This window comes from Streptomyces sp. MS06 (assembly GCF_047200655.1).
Taxonomy (GTDB): domain Bacteria; phylum Actinomycetota; class Actinomycetes; order Streptomycetales; family Streptomycetaceae; genus Streptomyces.
In genome coordinates this window covers 38,787-59,116 of sequence record NZ_JBJZOJ010000013.1, presented here as the reverse complement: position 1 = coordinate 59,116, position 20,330 = coordinate 38,787, and the positions used below count along the sequence as shown (strand labels likewise).

The following is a 20,330-nucleotide window of genomic DNA, read 5'->3' as shown; positions in this document are numbered from 1 at the left end:
GCAAGGTGCGTCAGGCTCACCGCCGCCCGCTCGACGGGCGGCGGGAGCCTGGTGCCCGACGGGGCGCGAGGCGGCGGAACACGGGCGGGCGGCAAGCGGGGCGGGCGGCGGGGCACCGGGTGGGCGCCAGGGCACGGGGCGGGCAGCGGTGCACGGCCGGGCGCCAGGGCACGGGGCGGGCGGCGGTGCACGGCCGGGCGCCAGGGCACGGGGCGGGCGGCGGGCGCGCGGTGTGGGCGCGGTGCGCGACAGGGCGCGCAGGGGACGGGTCCGCCCACGGCGCCCGGACCGAGGGCGCCCGGACCGAGGGCGGGCGGGCCGCCGCCGGCACCTACCCTCGTACCCATGCCGTCCCGCCGCACCGCCGCCCGCCCCGTGGGCACCGTCACCCGCGGGACGACCAACCCGAACCGGCTGCGCCGCATGGACCGCTGGATCGCCGCCGTGCACGGCGGCGAGCTGCGCCGGGCCGCCGACCCGGTGGCCGTCGACCTCGGCTACGGCGCCGCCCCCTGGACCGCGGTCGAACTGCTCGGCCGGCTGCGCACGGCCGCACCCCGCACCCGCGTGGTGGGCGTCGAGATCGAGCCGGCCCGGGTGGCGGCCGCCCGGCCCTACGAGCGCGAGGGCCTGGTGTTCCGGCACGGCGGCTTCGAGATCCCGGTGCCGGGGAGGCCGCTGCTGGTCCGTGCCGCCAACGTGCTGCGGCAGTACGAGGAGGGCGAGGTCGCCGCCGTCTGGCAGCGGCTCTGCGCGCGGCTCGCGCCGGCGTCGGACGGCACGCGCGGCGGGCTGCTCGTGGAGGGCACCTGCGACGAGATCGGGCGCCGGCACGTATGGGTGGCGCTCGGCCCCGAAGGACCCCGCACGGTCACCTTCGCGACCCGTCTGGGCTCGCTGGACCGGCCCTCGGACCTCGCGGAACGGCTCCCGAAGGCGCTCATCCACCGCAACGTCCCCGGTGAGGCGGTGCACGCCTTCCTCGGCGACTTCGACCGCGCCTGGGCGGCGGCCGCCCCCTACGCCTCGTACGGCGCCCGGCAGCGCTGGATCCGGGCCGTGCGCGACCTGAGCGCCGACTGGCCGGTGACGGACGGACCGCAGCGGTGGCGACAAGGCGAAGTGACACTGGCCTGGGAGGCGTTGGCGCCCCGCCGCTGAACACCGGCCGCCCCGGACCCGGCACCGTCCCTCGCCCCCGGCCCGCAACCGGCCGGGAACCGCACCCGCGACTCGTACGTCCCACCCGCGGGTCGCCAACCCGGCGGCCGACGGGTCGGCCGGATGAACGGGTGAGCTATGAGCGGGTGGCTGGAGGGAACTGCCTCTGTCGCTCGGCACGCGGACGTGGCACGATCCCTCAGACGTCCGCACGTTACCGGCGGTTAACAAGTTGGGGGAGAGGTATGGGCAGGGGCAGACGCGGCCTGGTCGCGGTGGCCGTGACAGTGGTCTGCGCGGTCACCGTGCTGGGCGCACCCGGCACGGCCTTCGCACACGCCGGCAACACCTCGGGCCCCGACCCATCCCCCTCGACCCCCGCCTCGGCGTCACCGACTCCCCCGCCCGACAAGGAACTCGAAGCGGTACGCGCGAGACTCGACGCGCTCTACCACCAGGCCGCCCTGGCCACCGACGCGTACAACGCCGCCGAGGAGAAGGCGCAGCGCCAGTCCGCCGAACTGGTCGAACTCGCCGGAAAGATCGTCGAGACCCGGCAGCGGCTGGACGCGCTGAAGGACCGCGCCGGCGCCGCCGCCCGCCAGCAGTACCGCACCGGCGGGCTGCCGCCCGCCGCCCGGCTGGTACTCAGCGACGACCCGCGCCAGTTCCTCGACGGTGCCAGCCTGATAGCGCAGGGCGAGCGGGCCGCCGGCGGCCTGATCGAGGAAACGGTCCGCGCCCAGCAGGACTTGAAGCAGTACTCCGCCGACGCCTCCGCCCACTGGCGTGAGCTGGAGGCGAACCGCAAGGCCAAGGCGGCCGCGAAGCAGAAGGTCGAGAAACAGGTAGCCGAGGCCGAACAGCTCGAGTCCAGGCTGGAGAAGGAGCAGCGGGAGCGCCTCGCCGAGCTGGAGCGGCAGGCCGCAGCCGAGGCGCAGACCGCCTGGCTGGACTCCGGAGCCCTGGACGAGGTCAAGGGCAAGGCGTCCACCGAGGGGGAGCAGGCCGTGCGGTACGCCACCGGGCAGCTGGGCAAACCGTACGAGTGGGGCGCCGAGGGCCCGAGGACGTACGACTGCTCCGGTCTGACCTTCCAGGCCTGGGCGCACGCCGGGCACCCCATTCCGCGCACCTCGCAGGAGCAGTGGAAGCAGCTCCACCACGTCGACGTCGCGGACATGCGTCCCGGCGACCTCGTCATCTACTTCGCCGACGCGAGCCATGTCGGCATGTACATCGGCGACGGCAAGGTCGTGCACGCCCCCCGTCCCGGACGGACGGTGACGGTCACGGGGGCGGGGTCGATGCCCATCCTCGGGGTCGTCCGGCCCGACGCGTGACCCGCGGCACACCACCGGGGCCGGCCGAACCCGCGGCACACCACCGGGGCCGGCCGAACCCGCTGCGCCCCGGCGCAGTCCCGCGCCTCGCCCCCGCCGAACGCGCGGGCCGGAGCGGGCGGCGGCACCGGCCCGCGCCCTCCGGGCGGCGGCTTCCGTGAGCCGCGCCACGTGACCCATCGCACGCCGGTCCTCCACCGGACCCCCACCTCGCGTGACGTTCGTCATCCCCCCGCAGGATCCGACCTGTCCAACTCCACCACGGAATGCGGCATATGACAGGGGCGTGCGATCGTGCGGCGTGCCCCGCACCATTCCGCTGCGGTGCCACCACCCGCTATGGTCCCCGTCGGTGGATCGAGACCCCTCGACTCCGCCATGCCCTCGGGGGGAGGGAAGGAACCCACGACGATGCCCGTACCCATACCGCGGCCGAGAGCGATACCGGCCGTGGAGAGTGGTCAGGCGCAGGCCGCCCGCCAGGACGGCCCTTCCAGGAAAGAGACCCCGCGCACGGAAGCCACGGTCGACCACAGCGCCGCCGCCACCCAGCTGACCCTGCTGCTGATCGAGGACGATCCCGGCGGCTCGCCGATCGTGCCCGAACTGCTCGACTCCAGCGGGAAGCCGATCCGGGTGCGCACCGCACGCAACCTCACCGAGGCCGAGCGGCTGCTGACCGACGACGTGCACTGCATCCTGCTCGACCTGGCGCTGTCCGCGTCCGGCCCGGCCGCCGGCGCCGCCGACTCCGGTGACGAGCTGGCCGTGCTCCGGCACGTGCTGCGGCTCGCACCCCGGCACGCCGTGCTCGCGCTCACCGCCTCCGGTGACGCCGAGCGCGGCGCCGAGGCCGTACGGGTGGGCGCCCAGGACTACCTGTTCCGGGACGAACTGGACGGGCGGCTGCTGAGCCGGGCGATCCGCTACGCGGTCGAGCGGAAACGTTCCGACACGGCCGAGCGGAAGCTCGCCGAGGGCAGGCTGCGCGCCCAGGAGAACCGGCGACTGGAGCGCGGTCTGCTGCCCACCCCCCTGCTGGACGGCTCCTCGCTGCGGTTCGCCGCCCGCTACCGGCCCGGCCGGTCCAGGGCCCTGCTCGGCGGCGACTTCTACGACACCGTCCGCACACCCGACGGCACCGTGCACGCGATGATCGGCGATGTGTGCGGGCACGGGCCGGACGAGGCCGCACTCGGCGTGGAGCTGCGCATCGCCTGGCGGGCGCTGACGCTGGCCGGCCTGTGCGGCGACGAGCTGCTCGGCACGCTGCAGCAGGTACTGGAGCACGAACGCGGCGACGACGAGATCTTCGCCACCCTCTGCACGGTCGACATCGCCCCCGACGGCCGCCGCGCCGGCCTGTGCCTGGCCGGCCACCCCGCCCCGCTGATCGCCCGGCCGGGCCGGCGGCCGCAACTGCTGCCCCACGACAACAACGGCCCCGCCCTCGGACTGCTGCCGGGCGCCCGCTGGCCGCGCACGCAGGTGGAGCTGGGCGCCCGGTGGAGCCTGATGCTCTACACCGACGGGCTGATCGAGGGCCGCGTCGGCGAGGGCCGGGAGCGGCTCGGCCAGGACGGCATGCTGGAGATGGTCGACCGGCAGCTCACGCAGGGGCTGCGCGGCGAGACGCTGCTGCAGGCCGCGGTGAGCGAGGTCCGGGAGATGAACGGCGGCGAGCTGACGGACGACGTGGCGGTGCTCCTGCTGGACCGGCTCGGCTGAACCCGCCGCAACGCCGGTCCGAAACCCCGCCGGAACGGGCGAGCGGGTCGGCCGAGCGGGTCGGCCGAGCGGGCCGGAAGCGGCCCTCCGCCCGCCGGGGGCGCAGCGGTCAGCGGCCGCCGTTCCAGGGACCGTACGGGCCGTCGCTGCTGGATCCGCGGCGGCCCCAGCCGCTGCCGCCGCTGACCTGCCGGAGCGCCGGGCGGACGTCGACGATGTAGACGATGCTCGCGATGACGCCGATGACGGGCAGGAACGAGAAGATCGAGAAGAAGAAGCTCACCGCGAGCGCCAGGGCGAGGACGATCAGCCAGAAGACCTTGTTCTGCTTGTCGGCCGCGCGGAACGCGTCCTCACGCCGGAACGCGGCGTCGAACAGCCCGAACGCGGCCAGGCCCATCAGAAGGATCTTCAAGAGCCCCAGGAACCCCGCGAAGCCCATCATCAGCATGCCGTCCACCGCCCGATCTCTCCGACTCCTGAGCTGCCACCGTACCCACTGAACGGACCGGACACCCGAAGAGTGCCCGGCCCGTCGCGCGCCTGCCTACTCGGCGGGCGGAGCGGTCTTCTTCGCGGTGCTCTTGCGCGCGGCCGGCGCCTTCTTGGCCGCGGGCTTCTTCGGGGCGGCCGCGGACCCGGTCCGCCCCGGCTTGGCCGCCGGCTCCTCCTCCGCCGCTGCCGGCTCGGCCTTCGGCTGGGCGTCCGGCTCTACGGCCACGGCGAGGTCCTCGATCTCCTCGGCCGCCTCGCCGCGCCAGGAGCGCACCGCCTGCTCGCCGTGCTCGGCGACCTTCTCGTAGGTCTCCCGGGCCTTCACCGCGTACTCGGCGGCGACGCCGACCCCGCGCAGCGCGAAGTCCTGGGCGCTCTCGCCGATCTTCTTCAGGTCGCCGTCGAGGTAGGCGACGAACTCGGTGACCCTGGTCTGGAAGGTCTCCTGCGCTTCCCTGGCACGGGTGGCGGCCCGCTCCTGGACCGCCTTCGGGTCGGTGCCGCGTACGGCCTCGAACCGGGCCGGGGCCTCCGTGCGCAACTGCTCCACGAGACCGGGCACCTTCCTGGCCTGCTGGTACGCGAGGTCGGCGGTGCCGGCGGCGAAGTAGAACGGAGTCGGGTCGCTGAGGGTCTTGCGCAGATCGTCGGTGATGGTCATGGTGATGGTCCTCCCGGGTCTCGTTTCTCGGATGAGGGTTGTGGTCGGTCCGCAGCCGACGGCCGGTCCCCTGGTCCGGTCAGCCGGCCGTCTGCTGCGGATCGCTGTCGTTCCCGCCGACCGTGCGGGTGCCCGCCGCGGCGCCGCTGCCGCCGCCGGCCACGCCGTCCGGTGCGGCACCGTCGCCGCCGTCCCGCGCGTCCGCCGCGCCACCGTCCCCGAAGCCGTTCTCCTTGCGGAACGAGTCGTACACCTGGAGCAGCACCTGCTTCTGCCGCTCGTTCAGAGCGGGATCGGCGAGGATGACCGCACGGGTCTCGATCTCCTCCCGGCCGCGCTCGGCCTCGAGGATGCCGGCGCGCACGTACAGGGTCTCCGCGGAGATGCTCAGCGCCTTGGCGACCTGCTGGAGCACCTCCGCGCTGGGCCTGCGCAGCCCGCGCTCGATCTGGCTCAGGTACGGGTTGGACACCCCGGCGGCATCGGCGAGCTGCCGCAGCGACAACTGCGCGTTGCGCCGCTGCTCGCGCAGGTACTCACCGAGGTTGCCGACGTTCAGCGATGCCATACCTCCACCATGCCGCAGCCCGCTAACTATTGCAAGCACCTGCTTGCAATAGTGCGCCGCCTGGTGTGACCGAGGTGTGACTGCTCTCGACAGTTGGTGTCCGTTCTCAGTAGATGTGGCGCGTCCCAGCGCTTCTGGCGAACGACTTGGCGGAGTCCTGGTGGAGTCCTGGCGAAGCTGGCCAGCCCGTTGTCCCGCCTCGCTGAAACCGGCGGATTCCCACTCATTCTCGTTCGCACTGTCGGGTTCTCTTTGCGTAGCGCTCTGAGCGGCTGTCCTCTCTCGTTCCAGCGGCTGGTCAGAGCCCCTGTGGATCAAAATCAAAGTGCGTATGAGCTGGTTCGCACTCGTATACTCGTGCGAGCTCATGGAGGGGGAGATGGAGACAGTGAAGCTTGCTGAGGCACTGGCAGAACGTGCGGAAGCGACGCGCCGTGTAGAACAGTTGCGAGCGCGCGTCGTCAGCAGTGCGCGGTACCAGGAGGGGGAGACGCCCGCCGAGGATGCCGCCCAGTTGCTGGCTGAGGCCGGTGAGGTGCTGAGCGCTCTGGAAACGTTGATCCGGCGGATCAACCGAACCAATGCCACCGTGGAGATGGGTTCGGACGGCACGCTCACCGATGCCCTCGCACGCCGGGATGTCCTGCGGTTGCGTCACTCCGTGGTCACCGCGGCGGCGGACGCGGCGGCGGGTAGCGGCGAGCGGGGATACGGCCGACAGCTTCGGTCCGAGCTGATGATGCTTTCCGCGCTTCCGGTGGCGGAACTGCGCGGTCAGGCGGATGTTCTCGCGCGGGAGATCCGCGAGGTCGATATACGGATCCAGCGTACGAACTGGGAGGCGCATCTGCTGGACTGAGTAGTCCAGCAGGCGGGGACGATGTGGAGCAGGTAGCAGCTTCGGAGGCGTGCACACACCGAGGGCCGGCGGTTTTCCAGCCCACTCCTGGCGCGTGAAGAGCAACGCGGGGGTTCGACTCCCCATCAACAGTGCAGCTCAGCACGGCGTACAGGTAAAGGTGCACATCGCACAGCACATCACCACGTGCAGATCCGAAGCCGTGAGGGCGGGTTCGGGGCTTTCCACATCGCAGCACCATGGACAACGGCGATCTGAGCGCAACGGGGGTGCACGAATGGCTGATCCGTACATCATCCTGAACGAGCTCGCCCAAGAGCTTCGGTCGATGTCACAGGGCATCGAGTGGTTCGAGGGCCTCTCGACTGAGGAGCAGTCCAACACCCTGCGCCTCCTGTCACATTTCTGCATTCAGGCCCGCGCCACCGCCGAGGACGGCCCGGAAAGTATCCGACGCGCCGGACTTCGCACCACGCACACACCGGCAGTTCTGATCACACTAGGGCGGATCGACCAGCAACTCGGAAAGATCGCCAGTCTCACCCCGCACGACGAGCGCCTCAAGTCATTCCGGCTACTGATCGCGGTGCTGGCCGTCGCCGACGAACGCCGACGAGAGCGCTTCTGCTTCGACGGTTGCGGCCACGCGTGGCATCGCCTGTCTGTCGACACCCCCGAAGCCTCGGCCTGATCCCTCGCGCTTTCGCGCCTACCGGACCAGTGGCCGGAGGGGAAACATCGCGCTCAGTCTCGGCAGTTTGCGCATCGCCTCGTCTTCGCATCGCACGTCCCACTGCTCGCCGCGCGGCCCTCGATTGCCGCCTACAGCGCCCTCCTCGGCTTCGACGGCTTCATAGAATGCGTCGCCGCAGTCGTCATCCGCGCGGGTGAGTAGTCCATACGCCTCCATGGCGACGTAGTCGAGAGACTCCCACTCCGGCCAGTCGTCGTTCCAGAGCTCCCGAGGGCGACCCACCAGGCACTGAACCTCTGGGGTGTCGGCCAGAGAGTCGGGATCGATCACTGCACGCACGAAGGCTTCCCGACCGATCCCCACCATCCACAGGCCGAAGTAGCAGAATCCGTCGTCCGAACACCAGCCGCCGAAGGCTGGTGACGACGCCGGACGACTACGACGCCCTACGGGATGAGTCCCACCAGAACTGAAAGACACCAGGCCACGGCCGTACCGTCCGACAGAACAAATGGGACCGTCTCAGCTCGCACTCAAGCAGGCGCAGCAGCGTCCAGATCCACTGGGCCGCCCGGCTTCCAACCCGTCCCAGCAGAACTGACAAGGCCCAGGTCAGAGACACCTCCTCGATCCAGATCTTTTGGGAACGGACAGTTGGCACTTCGCAGCCGTGGTCGGCACAGCGCGGCAGGCGTGAAGGTCGCTGCGGCCTCACTTGAGCTTCGTGGACAACACGGCGGTAGGGTCGCGCGCATGCGGGCGGGATTGGATGCGGTCGACTGGGCTGGACTGAAGCACAACTACGGGTCCGCCGAGGATGTACCCGATTTGCTCCGCCGATGCGCGGGTCCGGATCCGGACGATGCAGACGATGCCTCGTCCGAGCTGCTCAACCTGCTCTTCCATCAAGGCGGCTGGGTCTGTTCCGGCGCATCAGCCGCACTGCCCTTCGTACTGCGCCTGGCTGCGACACCACAGGTCCCGAGCCGCTGCGCGTTGCTGGAACTCGTGGCGATGCTGGCAGCGGAAGCCGGTCGAGTCGAAGCCCGGTTTCTTGATCCCGGCTGGGCACCAGCTTGGGAACAGGCCCTCCCCCAGTTGTTGGGCCTGCTCGGCGACCCAGAGCCGGAGATCCGGCGGGCCGCAGCCGACGTCCTCGGTGCCTGCGACAGCCCCGGTGAGCTGGTTCTGCCTGGGCTACTGCGGTGCTGGGAGGCCGAGGGCGATCTAGAAACTCGCCTTGAGCTGGTCCTTTCACTCGGCCAGGCGACCCTGCGCGCGCCAACCGGCGGACGTGGCACCGAGGTCGTCGGCCTGCTCCACGGTCTGCTCGGTGATCCACAGGCGCAGATACGTCTGGCAGCGGTGCACGCACTTGCCCCTACCGACCCTGGCCTGCCCGCCCGTCGGCTGGATCTCGTACTCGAATCGGTCCGGGACCCGAGCATCGAGCTGTGGCGCCACACCAGCTCGATACAAACCGGAGTACTGGGTGTCCACCATTGGACTGCGGGGCTGCTCACCGGCCCCTCCCCCGACTTCACGCTAGGCCTGCTGGCGGACCATCGCGACGACGAACAGCGGATCGCCGCCTTGGCCCAAGCCGGCAGGCTCCTGTCCCAGTGGAGCTCGCCGACCACTGCCCTCCTGCCACGTCTCGCGGCGCACCTGGACGATCCCGCCCCCGAAGCCCGATTCCGAGCGACCGAGCTGATGGCCTGCCTCGGCCCGGTGGCCACCGCCTACGCCGACGAGGTCGCCAACCTGCTCTCTGACACTGCTGCCCGCACCACACGCACACGGGAGACCGTCGGCGAGGCGGCTCTGTGGGCCCTGGCCCGCATGAACGATCCTCGCTGCCTGCCGGGCCTGATCGAACTGATCGCTGGCGCACGCTCCGGCTTCGCATCGGCTTCCGCCCACTACCCCGCCACCGACCTGCACCATGTCAGCCTCCCCGCGCTCGATGAGGTGCTGGGCTACCTCCCGGACCACGCCGAGCAACTCATTCCGTCGATCTGCGGCCGGCTCCACACCGCCGCCGACGACCGCGTACTCAACAGGCTCTGCGAGGTACTCGCGGACTGGGGGCCCACGGCAAAGGCAGCGGTTCCACAGCTCATCGGCCTGCTGGAGGACGACCGGACCTGGACTGCGGCGGCGAAGGCCCTGGCAGGAATCGGAAGGGCGGGGAACGGAGCACGAGACCTGCTCCTGTCCCGGACGCCTGCCGCAGGGCCACATACGGAACTCGCGGCTTGGGCGTACTGGAGAGTCGGCGGCGAACCGGAACCGGCCCTGGAAGCACTCGTCCGCGGCGCCGCCGAGCGAGGACGCCCCCATCCTGCCCTGCGCAAGCTGGCCGACCTCGGGCCGCATGCCGCCCCTTACGCGGACCGGCTCAGGGCGATGACCGCCGACAGCGACCCCTGGACTCGCGTGGAGGCGGCACACGCCCTGTGGGCTGCGACCGGCGATGCAGGGGCCGCTGTCCCCGTACTGACGACTGCCGTGCGGGATCTGGCTCAGGGCTCCTACCTGCCCGTCATGCTCCCCGCGCTGAACCACCTGGCCCGGCTCGGCCAGGCGGCCCGGCCCGCCGCCCTCCTCCTGCTCAACGTAGCCACACAGGACCAGCGGTTGCGTAGCAATGGCGGCTGGCGGGGCTTCGCCCAGGACGAGGACATCCGCACCGCCGTCGGCGAGCTACTCAGCGCGTCCGGTCTATCCGCGTGAGGCGGGTGGTCATGTCGGCGAGTTCCTGGACCTGCGCAGTGAAAGGCGCGATCTGGCGGATCTGGCTCGCAGGGATGTCTCCCAAGCAGTGAACGAGACCGTCGTTGGTCTTCAGCCCGAGCGCTGTCGCTGCGAACGTATAGGCGAGGCCGGGTGCCCCACCGGTATCGGCGACGTCGGTGTCGGTGCGAAAGCCGTCTCTGCGGGGACGTCCTCGTAGGGCGGCAGGCCCCGCCGCCTGAGTTCGGCATTGAGCGCCGCACCAACTTCACCCCATCCGTCCTCCGCGTCACCGAACCATTCCTCCGCGCCGACGCCCACCAGACAAACACCCATGTCGGGAAGGTATCGCGCGTATCTGACATCGATCAGTGAGCCGAAGGGCGCCCCGAGGGCCCGTGCCATCCGGGCGCCAGCCCGGTCGGCGAGGGCGAGACCCACCCGGGTCGACTCGCTCCCACAGTCCGGGCATGCCGCCCCGGCCGCCGTACTGCAGAGGTCGATGCGTATCGACTCGTAACTCACGTTGCGCGCATCAGGGAAAGCGAGCCAGAACCCGAGATTCGACAGCACCACCATGAGGGCGGCCGGGGCGGGCACCCAGCCCTGGCGTACGTTCGAACCCATGACGCGCACCCTGAGATCCCGGCTGGTGGCCCGGTGAGTGGCTGGTGGGTCTACCTGGAGGAGCGGACCCGCCGAGAGGTCGACGCCGACGTGCTGCGCGACCGCCGGCTGTCGGCGGTCAGATCCGTCTGGGAGGCGCTGCGCCCGCTGGGGGTTGGCCTGCACGAAGCCGAGCGGGTCGTCCACACGCGATACGAGGCCCTGGGCGACCGTGTGCAGCGCACGCCGCCTGATCCGCTGGACCTCCCCTCGCTCGCAGCCCGCGCCGCGGCGCTCCCAGGCCGTGTGGCAGCAGTGGAGGCGCTCTGGGACGGCGACACAGTGCACAACTGGTTCGTGCTCCTGGTCGCGGTGCTGGACGCCCCAGACGGGGAGGGCCACCTGGCGACCGTCTACCACCGATCCGACGGCCTTCCCCCTGGTGTTGCCGCCGCCGAGGCCGGCCGGACGCTGGCCTGCCACCTTCGCGTGCCCTTCCACTTCGCGTCTCCGGACGCCCCTGATGACGACGCCCCGCGTTGGAGGACGATCCAACGGTTGGCGGAAGGGCCGTGACCGGAGGGACGGGGCACGGCGACCCCGAGGAGGCCGGACGACATGGTGCCTCCCGTCATGAACATGGACTCTGGGCCGTGCCTCAGCGACCCGGAGGATCACGAGTTCTGCGACCTCGCCCGGACCTGACACCAGGCCTTAACCACCCCTGACACGTACGCCACCACCCCGGGTGGGCGGGCTGTGGCGTCCCGATCCGGGCGCCGATAGAGACCGGGATGCGGACGAGGGATGTCCTGGCCCGGACACTGTGGCCGCCACCACCGCCGCCGCACTCGGGGCCGCAGCCGGTGAGGGCCCCCTCCGCGGCCGGAGCCGGCCCGATGCAGGCAGGGGACGGAGAGCCGTCCCCTCCCGGAAATCGATGTCCCCGACGCCGGCCGCCTCGTTAGGGTCTCGGACCGATGATGCACGAGGATGAGATTCCGACCGACGCCGCGCTGGTGCGGCGACTGCTCACACACCAGTTCCCGCAATGGGCGGAGCTGCCCGTCAGCCCGGTGGACTCCGCAGGCACCGAGAACGCGATCTACCGGCTGGGTGACGAGTTGGCGGTCCGGTTGCCCCGGATGGCGGGCGCCGTCGGCCAAGTGGAGTTCGAGCGGGACTGCTTGCCGTGGCTGGCCGCGCTCCTGCCCACCGCCGTGCCCGAACCGGTGGCCGTCGGGCAGCCGGGACAGGGGTACCCCTTCCCGTGGGCGATCAACCGCTGGATCGACGGCTCGCACCCCACCACCGTGCCGGCCCGGGCCCCCGACGGCCACCGACTCGCGGGAGACCTCGGCGAGTTCGTCGCGGCGCTGCGCGGGGCCGACGCCACCGGGGCCCGCCCGGGCTACCGGAGCGTGCCGCTGCGCACCCGCGACGCCTCCGTACGGGAGTGGACCGCCAGGGCTGCGCACGACGTCGACGCCCCCGCTCTCCTCTCCGCCTGGGAACAGGCCCTCGATCAGCCGGAGTGGGACGGACCACCGATGTGGACCCACGGCGATCTCATCCCCGGCAACATCCTCGTCAACGGCGGTCGGCTCCACGCGGTGATCGACTTCGGCACTGCGGGCGTGGGCGACCCGGCCTGCGACGCCATCGCCGCCTGGACGCTGCTCAGCGCGGAGACCCGGAAGACCTTCCGCGCGGCAGCAGGATTCGACGACGCCGCCTGGGCCCGCGGACGGGGCTGGGCACTCACCTTCGTCAGCGGAATCGACTACTACCGCCGCACCAACCCCGCCATGGCCGAGTTGGGACGCCGCGCCGTCACCGAGGTCCTCGCGGAACCGGCCGGATGACACGCGCACCCGCGGTGAAGAGGAGTCTGCCGCACGGCCGGGGGACACCGGTCGGGTGGCACCCGACCCGGCCTGCCGCTCCGTCCGGGAGCCGGTGCAGCGGCCGGGGTTCCGGACCTCACCGTGCCGGTTGTCGGGTTCCGGACCTCACCGTGCCGGTTGTCGGGTTCCGGACCTGCGTTGTCCCGGTCGTCGGACGGGGGTCGGCGGTCACGGGACCGTCGGGGCGGATCGCGCCGTTTCCTACACTCGCGGGGTGAACAACTACACGTGCACCTACTGCGGCACCGTCGGCCTGATGGAGGGTTTCGTCGAGGACGCGGGTGAGAACTCGCGGGGCTACGCGCGCTGGATCGAGGGTGCCCTGGAGCGGGGGGTTTTCGGGGGTGCCAAGCGGATGGGCCGCCCCCGGCGGCGGATAGAGGCGTTCCGCTGCCCCAAATGCGGGCACCTCGAGTTGTTCGCCACCGAGGCGGTGTAGTCGCCCCTCGCGGCCGCCTCGGGGTCGGCCCTCCCGCGGCGGTTTCGCCGGGAGGGGCGGCGGTGCGGCTGCCGCCCCGCCGGGAGGGGCGGCGGTGCGACTGCGCCGTGCCCCGCGAAACCGTGGCAAGCCGGTGGTGCCGGTGGTGCCGGGCTCGGCGGTCAGGACGGCTGGACCCGATCGAAGAGGGCGAGGGCCTCGGCGGGGTCCGGGCTCACGAGGCGCTCCAGACCGGCCGTCGTGATCTCCGCCCATCTGCGGGCCCGCGCCCACATCCGTTCCTCGAAGGCGCGGACGGCCTGGTCCGGATCCCCGGGGCCGGTGGCGACGGCCTCGGCGAGTTCGGCGCCCTCCAGCATCGCGAGGTTCGCGCCCGCCCCCAGCGGGGGCATCAGGTGGGCGGCGTCGCCCAGCAGCGTCACCCCGGGGACATGGGCCCAGGTGTGGGACACGGGCAGGACGTAAAGGGGGCGGTGGACGAAAGCGGTGCTGTGGCGGAGGAGGTCGAGAACGGGGGCGGCCCAGCCGTCGAAGAGGGCCAGAAGGTTCGCCCGCAGGGCCCCGGCGTCGGCCGGGTCCAGGTGGGTGTGCCAGTCCAGCGGCGCGCGGAACTGGGCGTACACCTTGACGTGGCCCCCGCTGTTGCGCTGGGCGACGAGGGCGCGGTTCACGCCGTACACGGCCACGGAACCGTCGCCGACCAACCGGGCGAGGTCGGGGTGGTGGGTGTCGACGTCGTTCAGGGAGGTCTCGACCAGGGTGACGCCGGTGTACTGCGGTGTCACCGGCGAGACCGCGGGCCGGACCCGGGACCAGGCGCCGTCCGCACCGACCACGAGGTCGAAGGCCTCTTGCCGCCCGTCCGCGAAACGGACCAGTACGCCGTCCCCGGTCCCCGGCACCACCTGGGTCACGGCCTGCCCCCACCGGACCTCGAGTTCGCCGAGCAGCAGGTCACGGAGTTGACCGCGGTCGATCTCGGGATTGGCCCGGTCGTCCGGGCGGGGGCGCCAGTCGCGGAGTACGGTCCCGTCCGTGTCCAGGATGCGCATGGCCTGCCCCTCGGGGCGGGACAGCGCCTGGAACTCCGCCAGCAGCCCCGCCTTGTCCAGCGCGAGTTGGCCCAGTCCTTCGTGCAGGTCCAGCGTGCCGCCCTGGGGGCGCGTGTCGGGGGCGGGATCGCGTTCGAGGACGGCGGTGGGGAAGCCGTGGCGGTGCAGTACCCGGGCGAAGGCCAGGCCGGCGGGGCCGCCCCCGACCACGGCGATACGTTGTCTCATGTCGATACACTGTATTTCCTTCAGACGATGCCTCGCAGCAGAACGGTGTGGCCATGACTGTGTGGGACCGGCCGGAGCCGCCGCCTCGCCCCGTACCGCTCGACCGGGAGCGGATCGTCGCCGCCGCCGTCGCTCTGGCCGACGAGGGCGGGCTGGAGGCGGTGACGGTGCGCAAGGTCGCGGCCCGGCTGAACGCCGGCCCGATGCGGCTGTACGGGTACCTCTCCACCAAGGAGGAGTTGTTCGACCTCATGCTCGACGAGGTCCAGGCCGAGATCCTCCCCCGGGAGCCGCCCCGTGACTGGCGGGAGGCCCTGCGCGTCCTCGCCCACCGCACCCGGCAGGCCGCTCTCCGCCACGAATGGCTGGCCGACCTGCTCGGCGGCCGCCCGGCCCTGGGCCCGAACGGCCTCGCCGTGACCGAGGCCACGCTGGCCGCGCTCGACGGCCTCGCCGACGTCGACACCGTCATGCGCGCCGCGGAGACCGTCAGCGCCTACTCCATCGGCGCGATCAGGCGGGAGATCGCGCACCTGCGGGCCGAGCGCGCCACGGGCCTGTCCGAGCGCGACTGGCAGCGCGACCGCGGCCCGCATGTGACGAGCATGCTGGCCACGGGCCGCTTCCCGGCACTGTCCAGGGCCGTGCACGACGGCACGGACGTGGACGCCGGGACCTCCTTCGCCACCGGCCTGGACTGGGTCCTCGATGCCGTGGCGGCCCGGCTGACCCTGCCGGCGGAGTGACGCCCGGCTGCCGTTCGGTCCCGCCCCGGCAGCACGGACAGGGCCCGCCTCGAAGACACCTCACCGCGTGGAGGTCTCCGTCTTCCCGAGCGTGTCGGGCAGGGGCGCGCTGTCCCGGACGGCGGCCTCCCCCGGCCGGTTGGAGGAGCTTGACCGGATGCATGGGACGGCATAGCGTGACCGCCCGTTCGACACGGGGGGTACTCCCCCGCCCGGTCGGCGGGGGCCGCGGACGCGGAGATGCACGAGTGGGGCGGGCGACGGCGAGGGGCGAGGGGCGAGGGCTTGGACGCGACTGATGACGGACGGGGTTCCGAGAACTCCGCGCGTGCCGAGCGCGAGGCTGTGCTGGAGGCGGCCCGGCTCCTGGCCCGCTACCGCAGAACCGCCGCCCGGCGCAATCGCATCGCGCTGGTCTGCGTGGGCCTGGCGATGGGGCTGACCGTGTTCGCGGTCGCCTACGTGCTTCTCTAGGCTCCGCTCCGGGCTCCGCCCGAGTGAGGCGCCGGTGCGGCGACAGGAGATCCCCTCGAGGTGGCGGGGAACCCTTCGCGTCCGGTGAGAGCATGCCGGAACGCTCCGCTTCAAAAGGCATCGGAGAGCGACCCGGATCCCTCAACTCACCGCAGTGAGCGCCCGAGGAAGGGTCCGACGGGGGCGTCCCAGCGGGAACACGGGTGTCGCAGTCGCACCATGCGTGCCGGCCGGGCCCGAATCCCTTCTCGCCCGGCCGATCCGGGGCATCCCCCACCGCGATGCCCCCACCAGGACGCCCCCACCTCGATGCCCCCAGCGGGACGCCCCGGACCGGGAAGCATCCGGCCGCGGCTCGCGTCCGGAGTCCGGCAGGCCTGTCAGGAGACCTGCGGAGCGGGCGGGGAAGCCGGTTGACCTTCACCTTGGGGCAGGCCCCAGCATCGGTGGTGCCGGGCGACGGGCCCGGCATGAGGAGGAACAGGTATGGGGTTGCTGACCATCGGGGCGTTCGCGAAGGCGTCCCGGCTGTCACCGAAGGCACTGCGTCTCTACGACGAGCTCGGCCTGCTGCCCCCCGCACGTGTCGACCCGGTGACCGGCTACCGCCTCTACGCACCCGACCAACTGGAGCAGGCCCGGCTGGTCGCCTGGCTGCGCCGGCTGGGGATGCCGCTGGCCCGCATCCAGCACGTCTGCACGCTGGAGGCGGCGACGGCGGCCGGGGAGATCCGCGCCTTCTGGGCCCAGGTCGAGGCCGACACCGCCGCACGACGGGACCTGGCCTCCTTCCTCATCGACCACCTCTGCCGGAAGGACCCCGCCGTGTCGTCGACCGCCACCACACCCCTCGGAATCCGCTACGCCGCCCTGTCCGACGCGGGCCTCGTCCGCGAGAGCAACCAGGACACCGCCTACGCCGGGACCCGTCTGCTCGCCGTCGCCGACGGCTTCGGCAGCCGAGGAGCCCCCGCCAGCGCGGCGGCCGTCGAGGCGCTCAAGCACCTCGAGACCGACGGCATCCCGGCGGGCAACCTCCTGCACGTCCTCGAGGACGCGATCGAACAGGCCGAACAGGCCGTGCACGGCGTCGCCGGGACCGGTTCCCCGTCCGAAGAGGCCGGCACCACGCTCACCGCGATGCTCTGGACCGGCTCCCAACTCGCCCTCGTCCACATCGGCGACTCCCGCGTCCACCTGCTGCGCGACGGTGAGCTGTTCCAGATCACCCACGACCACACGATGGTGCAGTCGATGGTCGACGAGGGGCGCCTGAGCCCGGAGGAGGCCGCGTCCCATCCGCAGCGGTCGCTGCTGGTACGGGCCCTGGGCCGGGGTGCCGACGCCACGCCCGACCTGCGTCTGCACGACGCCCGGCCGTCGGACCGGTACCTGCTCTGCTCCGACGGCCTGTCAACCGTCGTGCCGGCCGGGGAGATCCACCGGGTGCTCTCCGAGATCCGGGAGCCCGAGCAGGCGGTCCGCGAACTGATCACCCTCGCCAACGGCGGCGGCGGCCCCGACAACGTCAGCTGCGTGGTGGCCGACGTCGTGGAACTCGAGCAGTAGGGGCGGGCGGTATGCACTTCACGTTGCCGCACATCCGCTCCGGGGAACTGATCCGCGACGCCGACGAGTACCGCCTCGCCCGACAGGCCGGGAGAGCCGGGCCGTCTCCCCGGTCCGTGCCGGACAGGGCGTCGCGACCGCCCCGGCGGCGCCTGCCGGCCCGGCTGCGCAGGTGGAACCCGTGCCGGATGCGCGACCGCCGGGGCGACAACCGTGCCGGATGCACGACGGACGGTAGCCACGCCGGATGCGCGACGGCCGGGGCGGTGGTCACGCCGGGTACGTGACCGCCGGGGCGGTGGTCACGCCCGGTACGTGACCGCCGGGGCGGCGGAACGCACACCAACCGATCCACCGGACGGGACGCCCCGCCCGGACCTCCGCGCCGGTACGGGTACGGCGTCCCGGAGAGCGCAACGCCGAGCGGTGCGGCCGTTCACGGCTCCGGGCGGGCCGCGCCCTCGACGTGGGCGCCCTCGGCGTGGGCGCCCTCGGCGTGGGCGCCCTCGGCGTGGGCGTCCTCCGTGGCCGCCCAGGCCGACAGCAGCCGGAGGGCGTCGTGTTCGGGGGTGTGGGGCGCCGCGCTGTAGGCGGTGAGGGTGAGGCCGGGCTGGGCGGGCAGTTCCATGGCGTCGAAGTCGAGTCGGAGTTCGCCGACCGCGGGGTGCCGGAACGGCTTGCTGCCGGTGTGGTGCAGCCGCACGTTGTGCCTGGCCCACGCGGTGCGGAACTCATCGCTCCGGGTGACGAGTTCACCGATGAGGCCGGTCAGTTCGCCGTCGTGGGGTGCGCGGCCGGCTTCGGTGCGCAGCAGCGAGACGGTGGTGTTGAGGGCTGCCTCCCAGTCGGGGAAGAAGTCGCGTCCGGCGGGGTCGAGGAACTGGAACCGGGCGATGTTGACCGGGCCCTGGCCGCCGCCCGTGAACAGCGGCGCGTACAGGGCCCGGCCGAGGCGGTTGGTGGCGAGGATGTCGAGTCGGCCGTTGCGGATGAAGGCGGGGCTCTCGGTCATGGAGTCCAGGACGCGCAGCACGCTGCCGGGCAGGGGACCGCGGGCGCGCCCGGCCCTGCGGGCGGGGCGCCTGGCGACGGCGCGGGCCAGGTCGTGGAGGTGGGCGCGCTCGGCGTCGTCGAGCTGGAGGGCGTTCGCGACGGCGTCGAGGACCTCCTCCGAGGCCCCGGCGAGGTTTCCCCGCTCCAGGCGGACGTAGTAGTCGACGCTGACCCCGGCGAGCAGGGCGACCTCCTCGCGGCGCAGCCCGGGCACCCGCCGGTTCCCGCCGAAGGCGGGCAGTCCGGCCTGCTGCGGAGTGATCTTCGCGCGGCGGGACGCGAGGAAGGCGCGGATGTCGCTCTTGGTGTCCACACGACCAGGCTAGGGCGCTTGCCGCGGACGTGGGGGGTCCTGTCGGTACCTGTGACGGCGGGACCTTCCGCGCCTGCTTGACCTGCGGTTTCCTCGGCGGCTCGGCTACCACCCGGACAGGGCCCCGGGGAACGGGCTGAGCGTCGAGGAGCTGTCCGAGGCGATCACCGAAGGACCCCTCCGCCCAGCCGTCGACCGGCGGTGCGGCAGGCGCACTGCGGCACCGTGCCGGCTGGGACCGCCCGGTACGCCGGCTCAGCCGGCCGCCTCGTCACCGACCCGGTGCTCCGCGCTCCCCGCGGAGGCTGCCGTTTCGGAAGGCGTCCCGGGGCCGGTGCGCAGGGTGCGTACCTGCGGCGAGAGCAGGGCGGCCGTGGTGGCCAGGACGACCAGGCCCGCGCAGCCGGCCAGGGCCGTACCGGTACCGACGGCGGCGGCGACGGGTCCGGCGACGAGCAGGCCGAGCGGGGCGAAGGCCAGGGAGCCGAACCAGTCGTAGGAGCTGACGCGGGACAGGGCCCGCTCGGGGATCTCCCGCTGGACGGTGGTGACCCACAGCACGCCGAAGACGTCGCCCGCGATCCCGGCACCGAACATGGCCGTGGCGGTCAGCCACACGGGAGCCGCGGCGCCCAGCAGGGCGATCGGTACGGCGGCCGGATAGGTGCACAGCACGGCCACCAGCACGGGACGTTTCACCCGCACCCGGGCGGCGAGTCCCGCACCGGCGACGGTGCCCACCGCCTGTGCCGCGACGATGACCGACCACGCCCGCGCCCCGCCGAGGTGCTGGTCGGCCGTCAGGGGGCCGAGCACTCCCACGTTGGCGTTGAGCGCCGCGACGACGACCGCGTACTGGGCGACGACCACCCACAGCCACTGCCGGGAGGCGAACTCCTGCCAGCCCTCCTTCAGTTCGGCCCATCCCGAGGCTCGCCCGCGCGGTCGCGCGGCCACCCGCAGCCGGGAGGTCAGCGCGGCGCTGACGGCGAAGGACGCCGCGTTGAGCGCGAGCGCCCACCCCGCCCCCACCAGCGCCACCGTGGCGCCGGACAGTGCCAGGCCCAGCAGCAGGGAGCCGTTGGTGCCGACCCGCAGCAGCCCGTTGGCCCGCTGCAGGCGTTCCGCGGGCACGATCAACGGCACGAGCCCGTCCAGCGCGGGGGCGAACAGCGCGGTCGCCGTTCCGGCCGCCACCGCCAGCAGGCACATCGCCGGCAGCGGCGCGTGACCGGTCAGCACCATGACGGCCAGACCCGTGTACGCCGCGGCCCCCAGCACGTCGGCCAGGACCATCAGCACCGACCGCGGGAAGCGGTCCGCGATCACTCCGCCCGCCAGGACGAACACCAGCTGGGGCAGGGCCTGGCAGGCCAGCACCAGCGACAGCCGTCCGGGGCCGGCTCCCGGCAGGGCGAGTACCGCGAACGCCAGCGCCACCCGTGCGAAGCCGTTGCCCAGGACCGAGACGACCCGTGCGCAGACGAGCAGGACGAACCGTCGGTCGCGCCACAGCGGCGCCCGGGACGAGGAACCTGTCACAGCCGGGCACCCTACTGCGGCCGAGCCCGGCGTACCGGGGGCGTCCCGGAAGAGCGCCGGCACGGGCGGGCTGCCGGGAAACCGGGTGACGCCGAGCCCGCGCCGGGCCTACCGTTCGGCTCGTGATCCTTCCGAACGGCGGCGGACGGGGTGAGC

The 20,330-nt window shown here is 72.5% G+C and carries 20 protein-coding genes; 12 read left to right on the top strand and 8 right to left on the bottom strand.

Annotated features, from left to right (window positions below; genetic code table 11):
* Window positions 1–345: 345 nt before the first annotated feature.
* The 3 genes from ACL02U_RS09155 to ACL02U_RS09145 all read left to right on the top strand — a co-directional run bounded on the left by ACL02U_RS09155 (window position 346) and on the right by ACL02U_RS09145 (window position 4,232).
* A complete protein-coding gene (locus ACL02U_RS09155) occupies window positions 346–1,161 on the top strand; it encodes a class I SAM-dependent methyltransferase (RefSeq protein ID WP_412790178.1) in 816 nt (271 codons plus the stop codon).
* Between the two features lie 245 nt (window positions 1,162–1,406).
* Window positions 1,407–2,504 (top strand): NlpC/P60 family protein, encoded by a 1,098-nt coding sequence (locus ACL02U_RS09150; protein ID WP_412790177.1) that lies wholly within the window; start codon window positions 1,407–1,409, stop codon window positions 2,502–2,504.
* A gap of 411 nt (window positions 2,505–2,915) precedes the next feature.
* Complete coding sequence (locus ACL02U_RS09145; RefSeq protein ID WP_412790176.1) at window positions 2,916–4,232, top strand: PP2C family protein-serine/threonine phosphatase; 1,317 nt, start codon at window positions 2,916–2,918, stop codon at window positions 4,230–4,232.
* Window positions 4,233–4,341: 109 nt separating this feature from the next.
* On the opposite strand, the gene ACL02U_RS09140 is transcribed toward ACL02U_RS09145, so the two are convergent.
* From ACL02U_RS09140 to ACL02U_RS09130, 3 genes are all read right to left on the bottom strand, one after another.
* Window positions 4,342–4,683 carry a DUF2516 family protein gene (locus tag ACL02U_RS09140; RefSeq protein WP_412790252.1) on the bottom strand — a complete coding sequence of 114 codons (342 nt, stop codon included), beginning with the start codon at window positions 4,681–4,683 and terminating at the stop codon, window positions 4,342–4,344.
* Window positions 4,684–4,779: 96 nt separating this feature from the next.
* Window positions 4,780–5,388 carry a hypothetical protein gene (locus ACL02U_RS09135; RefSeq protein ID WP_412790175.1) on the bottom strand — a complete coding sequence of 203 codons (609 nt, stop codon included), beginning with the start codon at window positions 5,386–5,388 and terminating at the stop codon, window positions 4,780–4,782.
* A gap of 79 nt (window positions 5,389–5,467) precedes the next feature.
* Window positions 5,468–5,956, bottom strand: coding sequence for a helix-turn-helix domain-containing protein (locus tag ACL02U_RS09130; protein ID WP_412790174.1), 489 nt, complete (start codon window positions 5,954–5,956; stop codon window positions 5,468–5,470).
* 388 nt (window positions 5,957–6,344) lie between these two features.
* Here ACL02U_RS09130 and ACL02U_RS09125 point away from each other — a divergent pair, with 388 nt between their 5' ends.
* Both ACL02U_RS09125 and ACL02U_RS09120 read left to right on the top strand, forming a co-directional pair.
* Window positions 6,345–6,815: a DIP1984 family protein gene (locus tag ACL02U_RS09125; RefSeq protein WP_412790251.1), complete on the top strand. Its 471-nt coding sequence runs from the start codon at window positions 6,345–6,347 to the stop codon at window positions 6,813–6,815.
* A 277-nt stretch (window positions 6,816–7,092) separates the two neighbouring features.
* The gene (locus tag ACL02U_RS09120; RefSeq protein WP_412790173.1) at window positions 7,093–7,506 is read left to right on the top strand and encodes a DUF5958 family protein; all 414 of its coding nucleotides are present in this window, start codon (window positions 7,093–7,095) and stop codon (window positions 7,504–7,506) included.
* A gap of 18 nt (window positions 7,507–7,524) precedes the next feature.
* Here ACL02U_RS09120 and ACL02U_RS09115 read toward each other — a convergent pair whose 3' ends face one another.
* Window positions 7,525–7,989 (bottom strand): DUF4240 domain-containing protein, encoded by a 465-nt coding sequence (locus ACL02U_RS09115; RefSeq protein WP_412790172.1) that lies wholly within the window; start codon window positions 7,987–7,989, stop codon window positions 7,525–7,527.
* A gap of 534 nt (window positions 7,990–8,523) precedes the next feature.
* Between ACL02U_RS09115 and ACL02U_RS09110 the strand changes: the two genes are divergently transcribed.
* Window positions 8,524–10,245: a HEAT repeat domain-containing protein gene (locus ACL02U_RS09110; protein WP_412790171.1), complete on the top strand. Its 1,722-nt coding sequence runs from the start codon at window positions 8,524–8,526 to the stop codon at window positions 10,243–10,245.
* Window positions 10,246–10,356: 111 nt separating this feature from the next.
* Here ACL02U_RS09110 and ACL02U_RS09105 read toward each other — a convergent pair whose 3' ends face one another.
* Window positions 10,357–10,872 carry a hypothetical protein gene (locus ACL02U_RS09105; protein WP_412790170.1) on the bottom strand — a complete coding sequence of 172 codons (516 nt, stop codon included), beginning with the start codon at window positions 10,870–10,872 and terminating at the stop codon, window positions 10,357–10,359.
* A gap of 33 nt (window positions 10,873–10,905) precedes the next feature.
* Between ACL02U_RS09105 and ACL02U_RS09100 the strand changes: the two genes are divergently transcribed.
* The 3 genes from ACL02U_RS09100 (at window position 10,906) to ACL02U_RS09090 (ending at window position 13,197) form a co-directional block, all read left to right on the top strand.
* Window positions 10,906–11,427 carry a hypothetical protein gene (locus tag ACL02U_RS09100; RefSeq protein ID WP_412790169.1) on the top strand — a complete coding sequence of 174 codons (522 nt, stop codon included), beginning with the start codon at window positions 10,906–10,908 and terminating at the stop codon, window positions 11,425–11,427.
* Window positions 11,428–11,831: 404 nt separating this feature from the next.
* Window positions 11,832–12,716 carry an aminoglycoside phosphotransferase family protein gene (locus ACL02U_RS09095; protein WP_412790168.1) on the top strand — a complete coding sequence of 295 codons (885 nt, stop codon included), beginning with the start codon at window positions 11,832–11,834 and terminating at the stop codon, window positions 12,714–12,716.
* Between the two features lie 256 nt (window positions 12,717–12,972).
* Window positions 12,973–13,197, top strand: coding sequence for a hypothetical protein (locus ACL02U_RS09090; RefSeq protein WP_412790167.1), 225 nt, complete (start codon window positions 12,973–12,975; stop codon window positions 13,195–13,197).
* A 161-nt stretch (window positions 13,198–13,358) separates the two neighbouring features.
* Here ACL02U_RS09090 and ACL02U_RS09085 read toward each other — a convergent pair whose 3' ends face one another.
* Window positions 13,359–14,477 (bottom strand): FAD-dependent oxidoreductase, encoded by a 1,119-nt coding sequence (locus ACL02U_RS09085; RefSeq protein ID WP_412790166.1) that lies wholly within the window; start codon window positions 14,475–14,477, stop codon window positions 13,359–13,361.
* Between the two features lie 53 nt (window positions 14,478–14,530).
* On the opposite strand from ACL02U_RS09085, the gene ACL02U_RS09080 reads away from it, so the two are divergent.
* The 3 genes from ACL02U_RS09080 to ACL02U_RS09070 all read left to right on the top strand — a co-directional run bounded on the left by ACL02U_RS09080 (window position 14,531) and on the right by ACL02U_RS09070 (window position 17,266).
* Window positions 14,531–15,223, top strand: coding sequence for a TetR/AcrR family transcriptional regulator (locus ACL02U_RS09080; RefSeq protein ID WP_412790165.1), 693 nt, complete (start codon window positions 14,531–14,533; stop codon window positions 15,221–15,223).
* A gap of 285 nt (window positions 15,224–15,508) precedes the next feature.
* On the top strand, window positions 15,509–15,697 hold the full coding sequence (locus tag ACL02U_RS09075) for a hypothetical protein (RefSeq protein WP_412790164.1): 189 nt from the start codon (window positions 15,509–15,511) through the stop codon (window positions 15,695–15,697).
* Between the two features lie 486 nt (window positions 15,698–16,183).
* Entirely contained in the window at window positions 16,184–17,266 is a 1,083-nt protein-coding gene (locus ACL02U_RS09070; protein WP_412790163.1) for a MerR family transcriptional regulator, read from the top strand.
* Window positions 17,267–17,702: 436 nt separating this feature from the next.
* Here ACL02U_RS09070 and ACL02U_RS09065 read toward each other — a convergent pair whose 3' ends face one another.
* On the bottom strand, window positions 17,703–18,632 hold the full coding sequence (locus ACL02U_RS09065) for a helix-turn-helix transcriptional regulator (protein ID WP_412790162.1): 930 nt from the start codon (window positions 18,630–18,632) through the stop codon (window positions 17,703–17,705).
* 255 nt (window positions 18,633–18,887) lie between these two features.
* Window positions 18,888–20,174 carry an MFS transporter gene (locus ACL02U_RS09060; RefSeq protein ID WP_412790161.1) on the bottom strand — a complete coding sequence of 429 codons (1,287 nt, stop codon included), beginning with the start codon at window positions 20,172–20,174 and terminating at the stop codon, window positions 18,888–18,890.
* Between the last annotated feature and the right edge of the window lie 156 nt (window positions 20,175–20,330).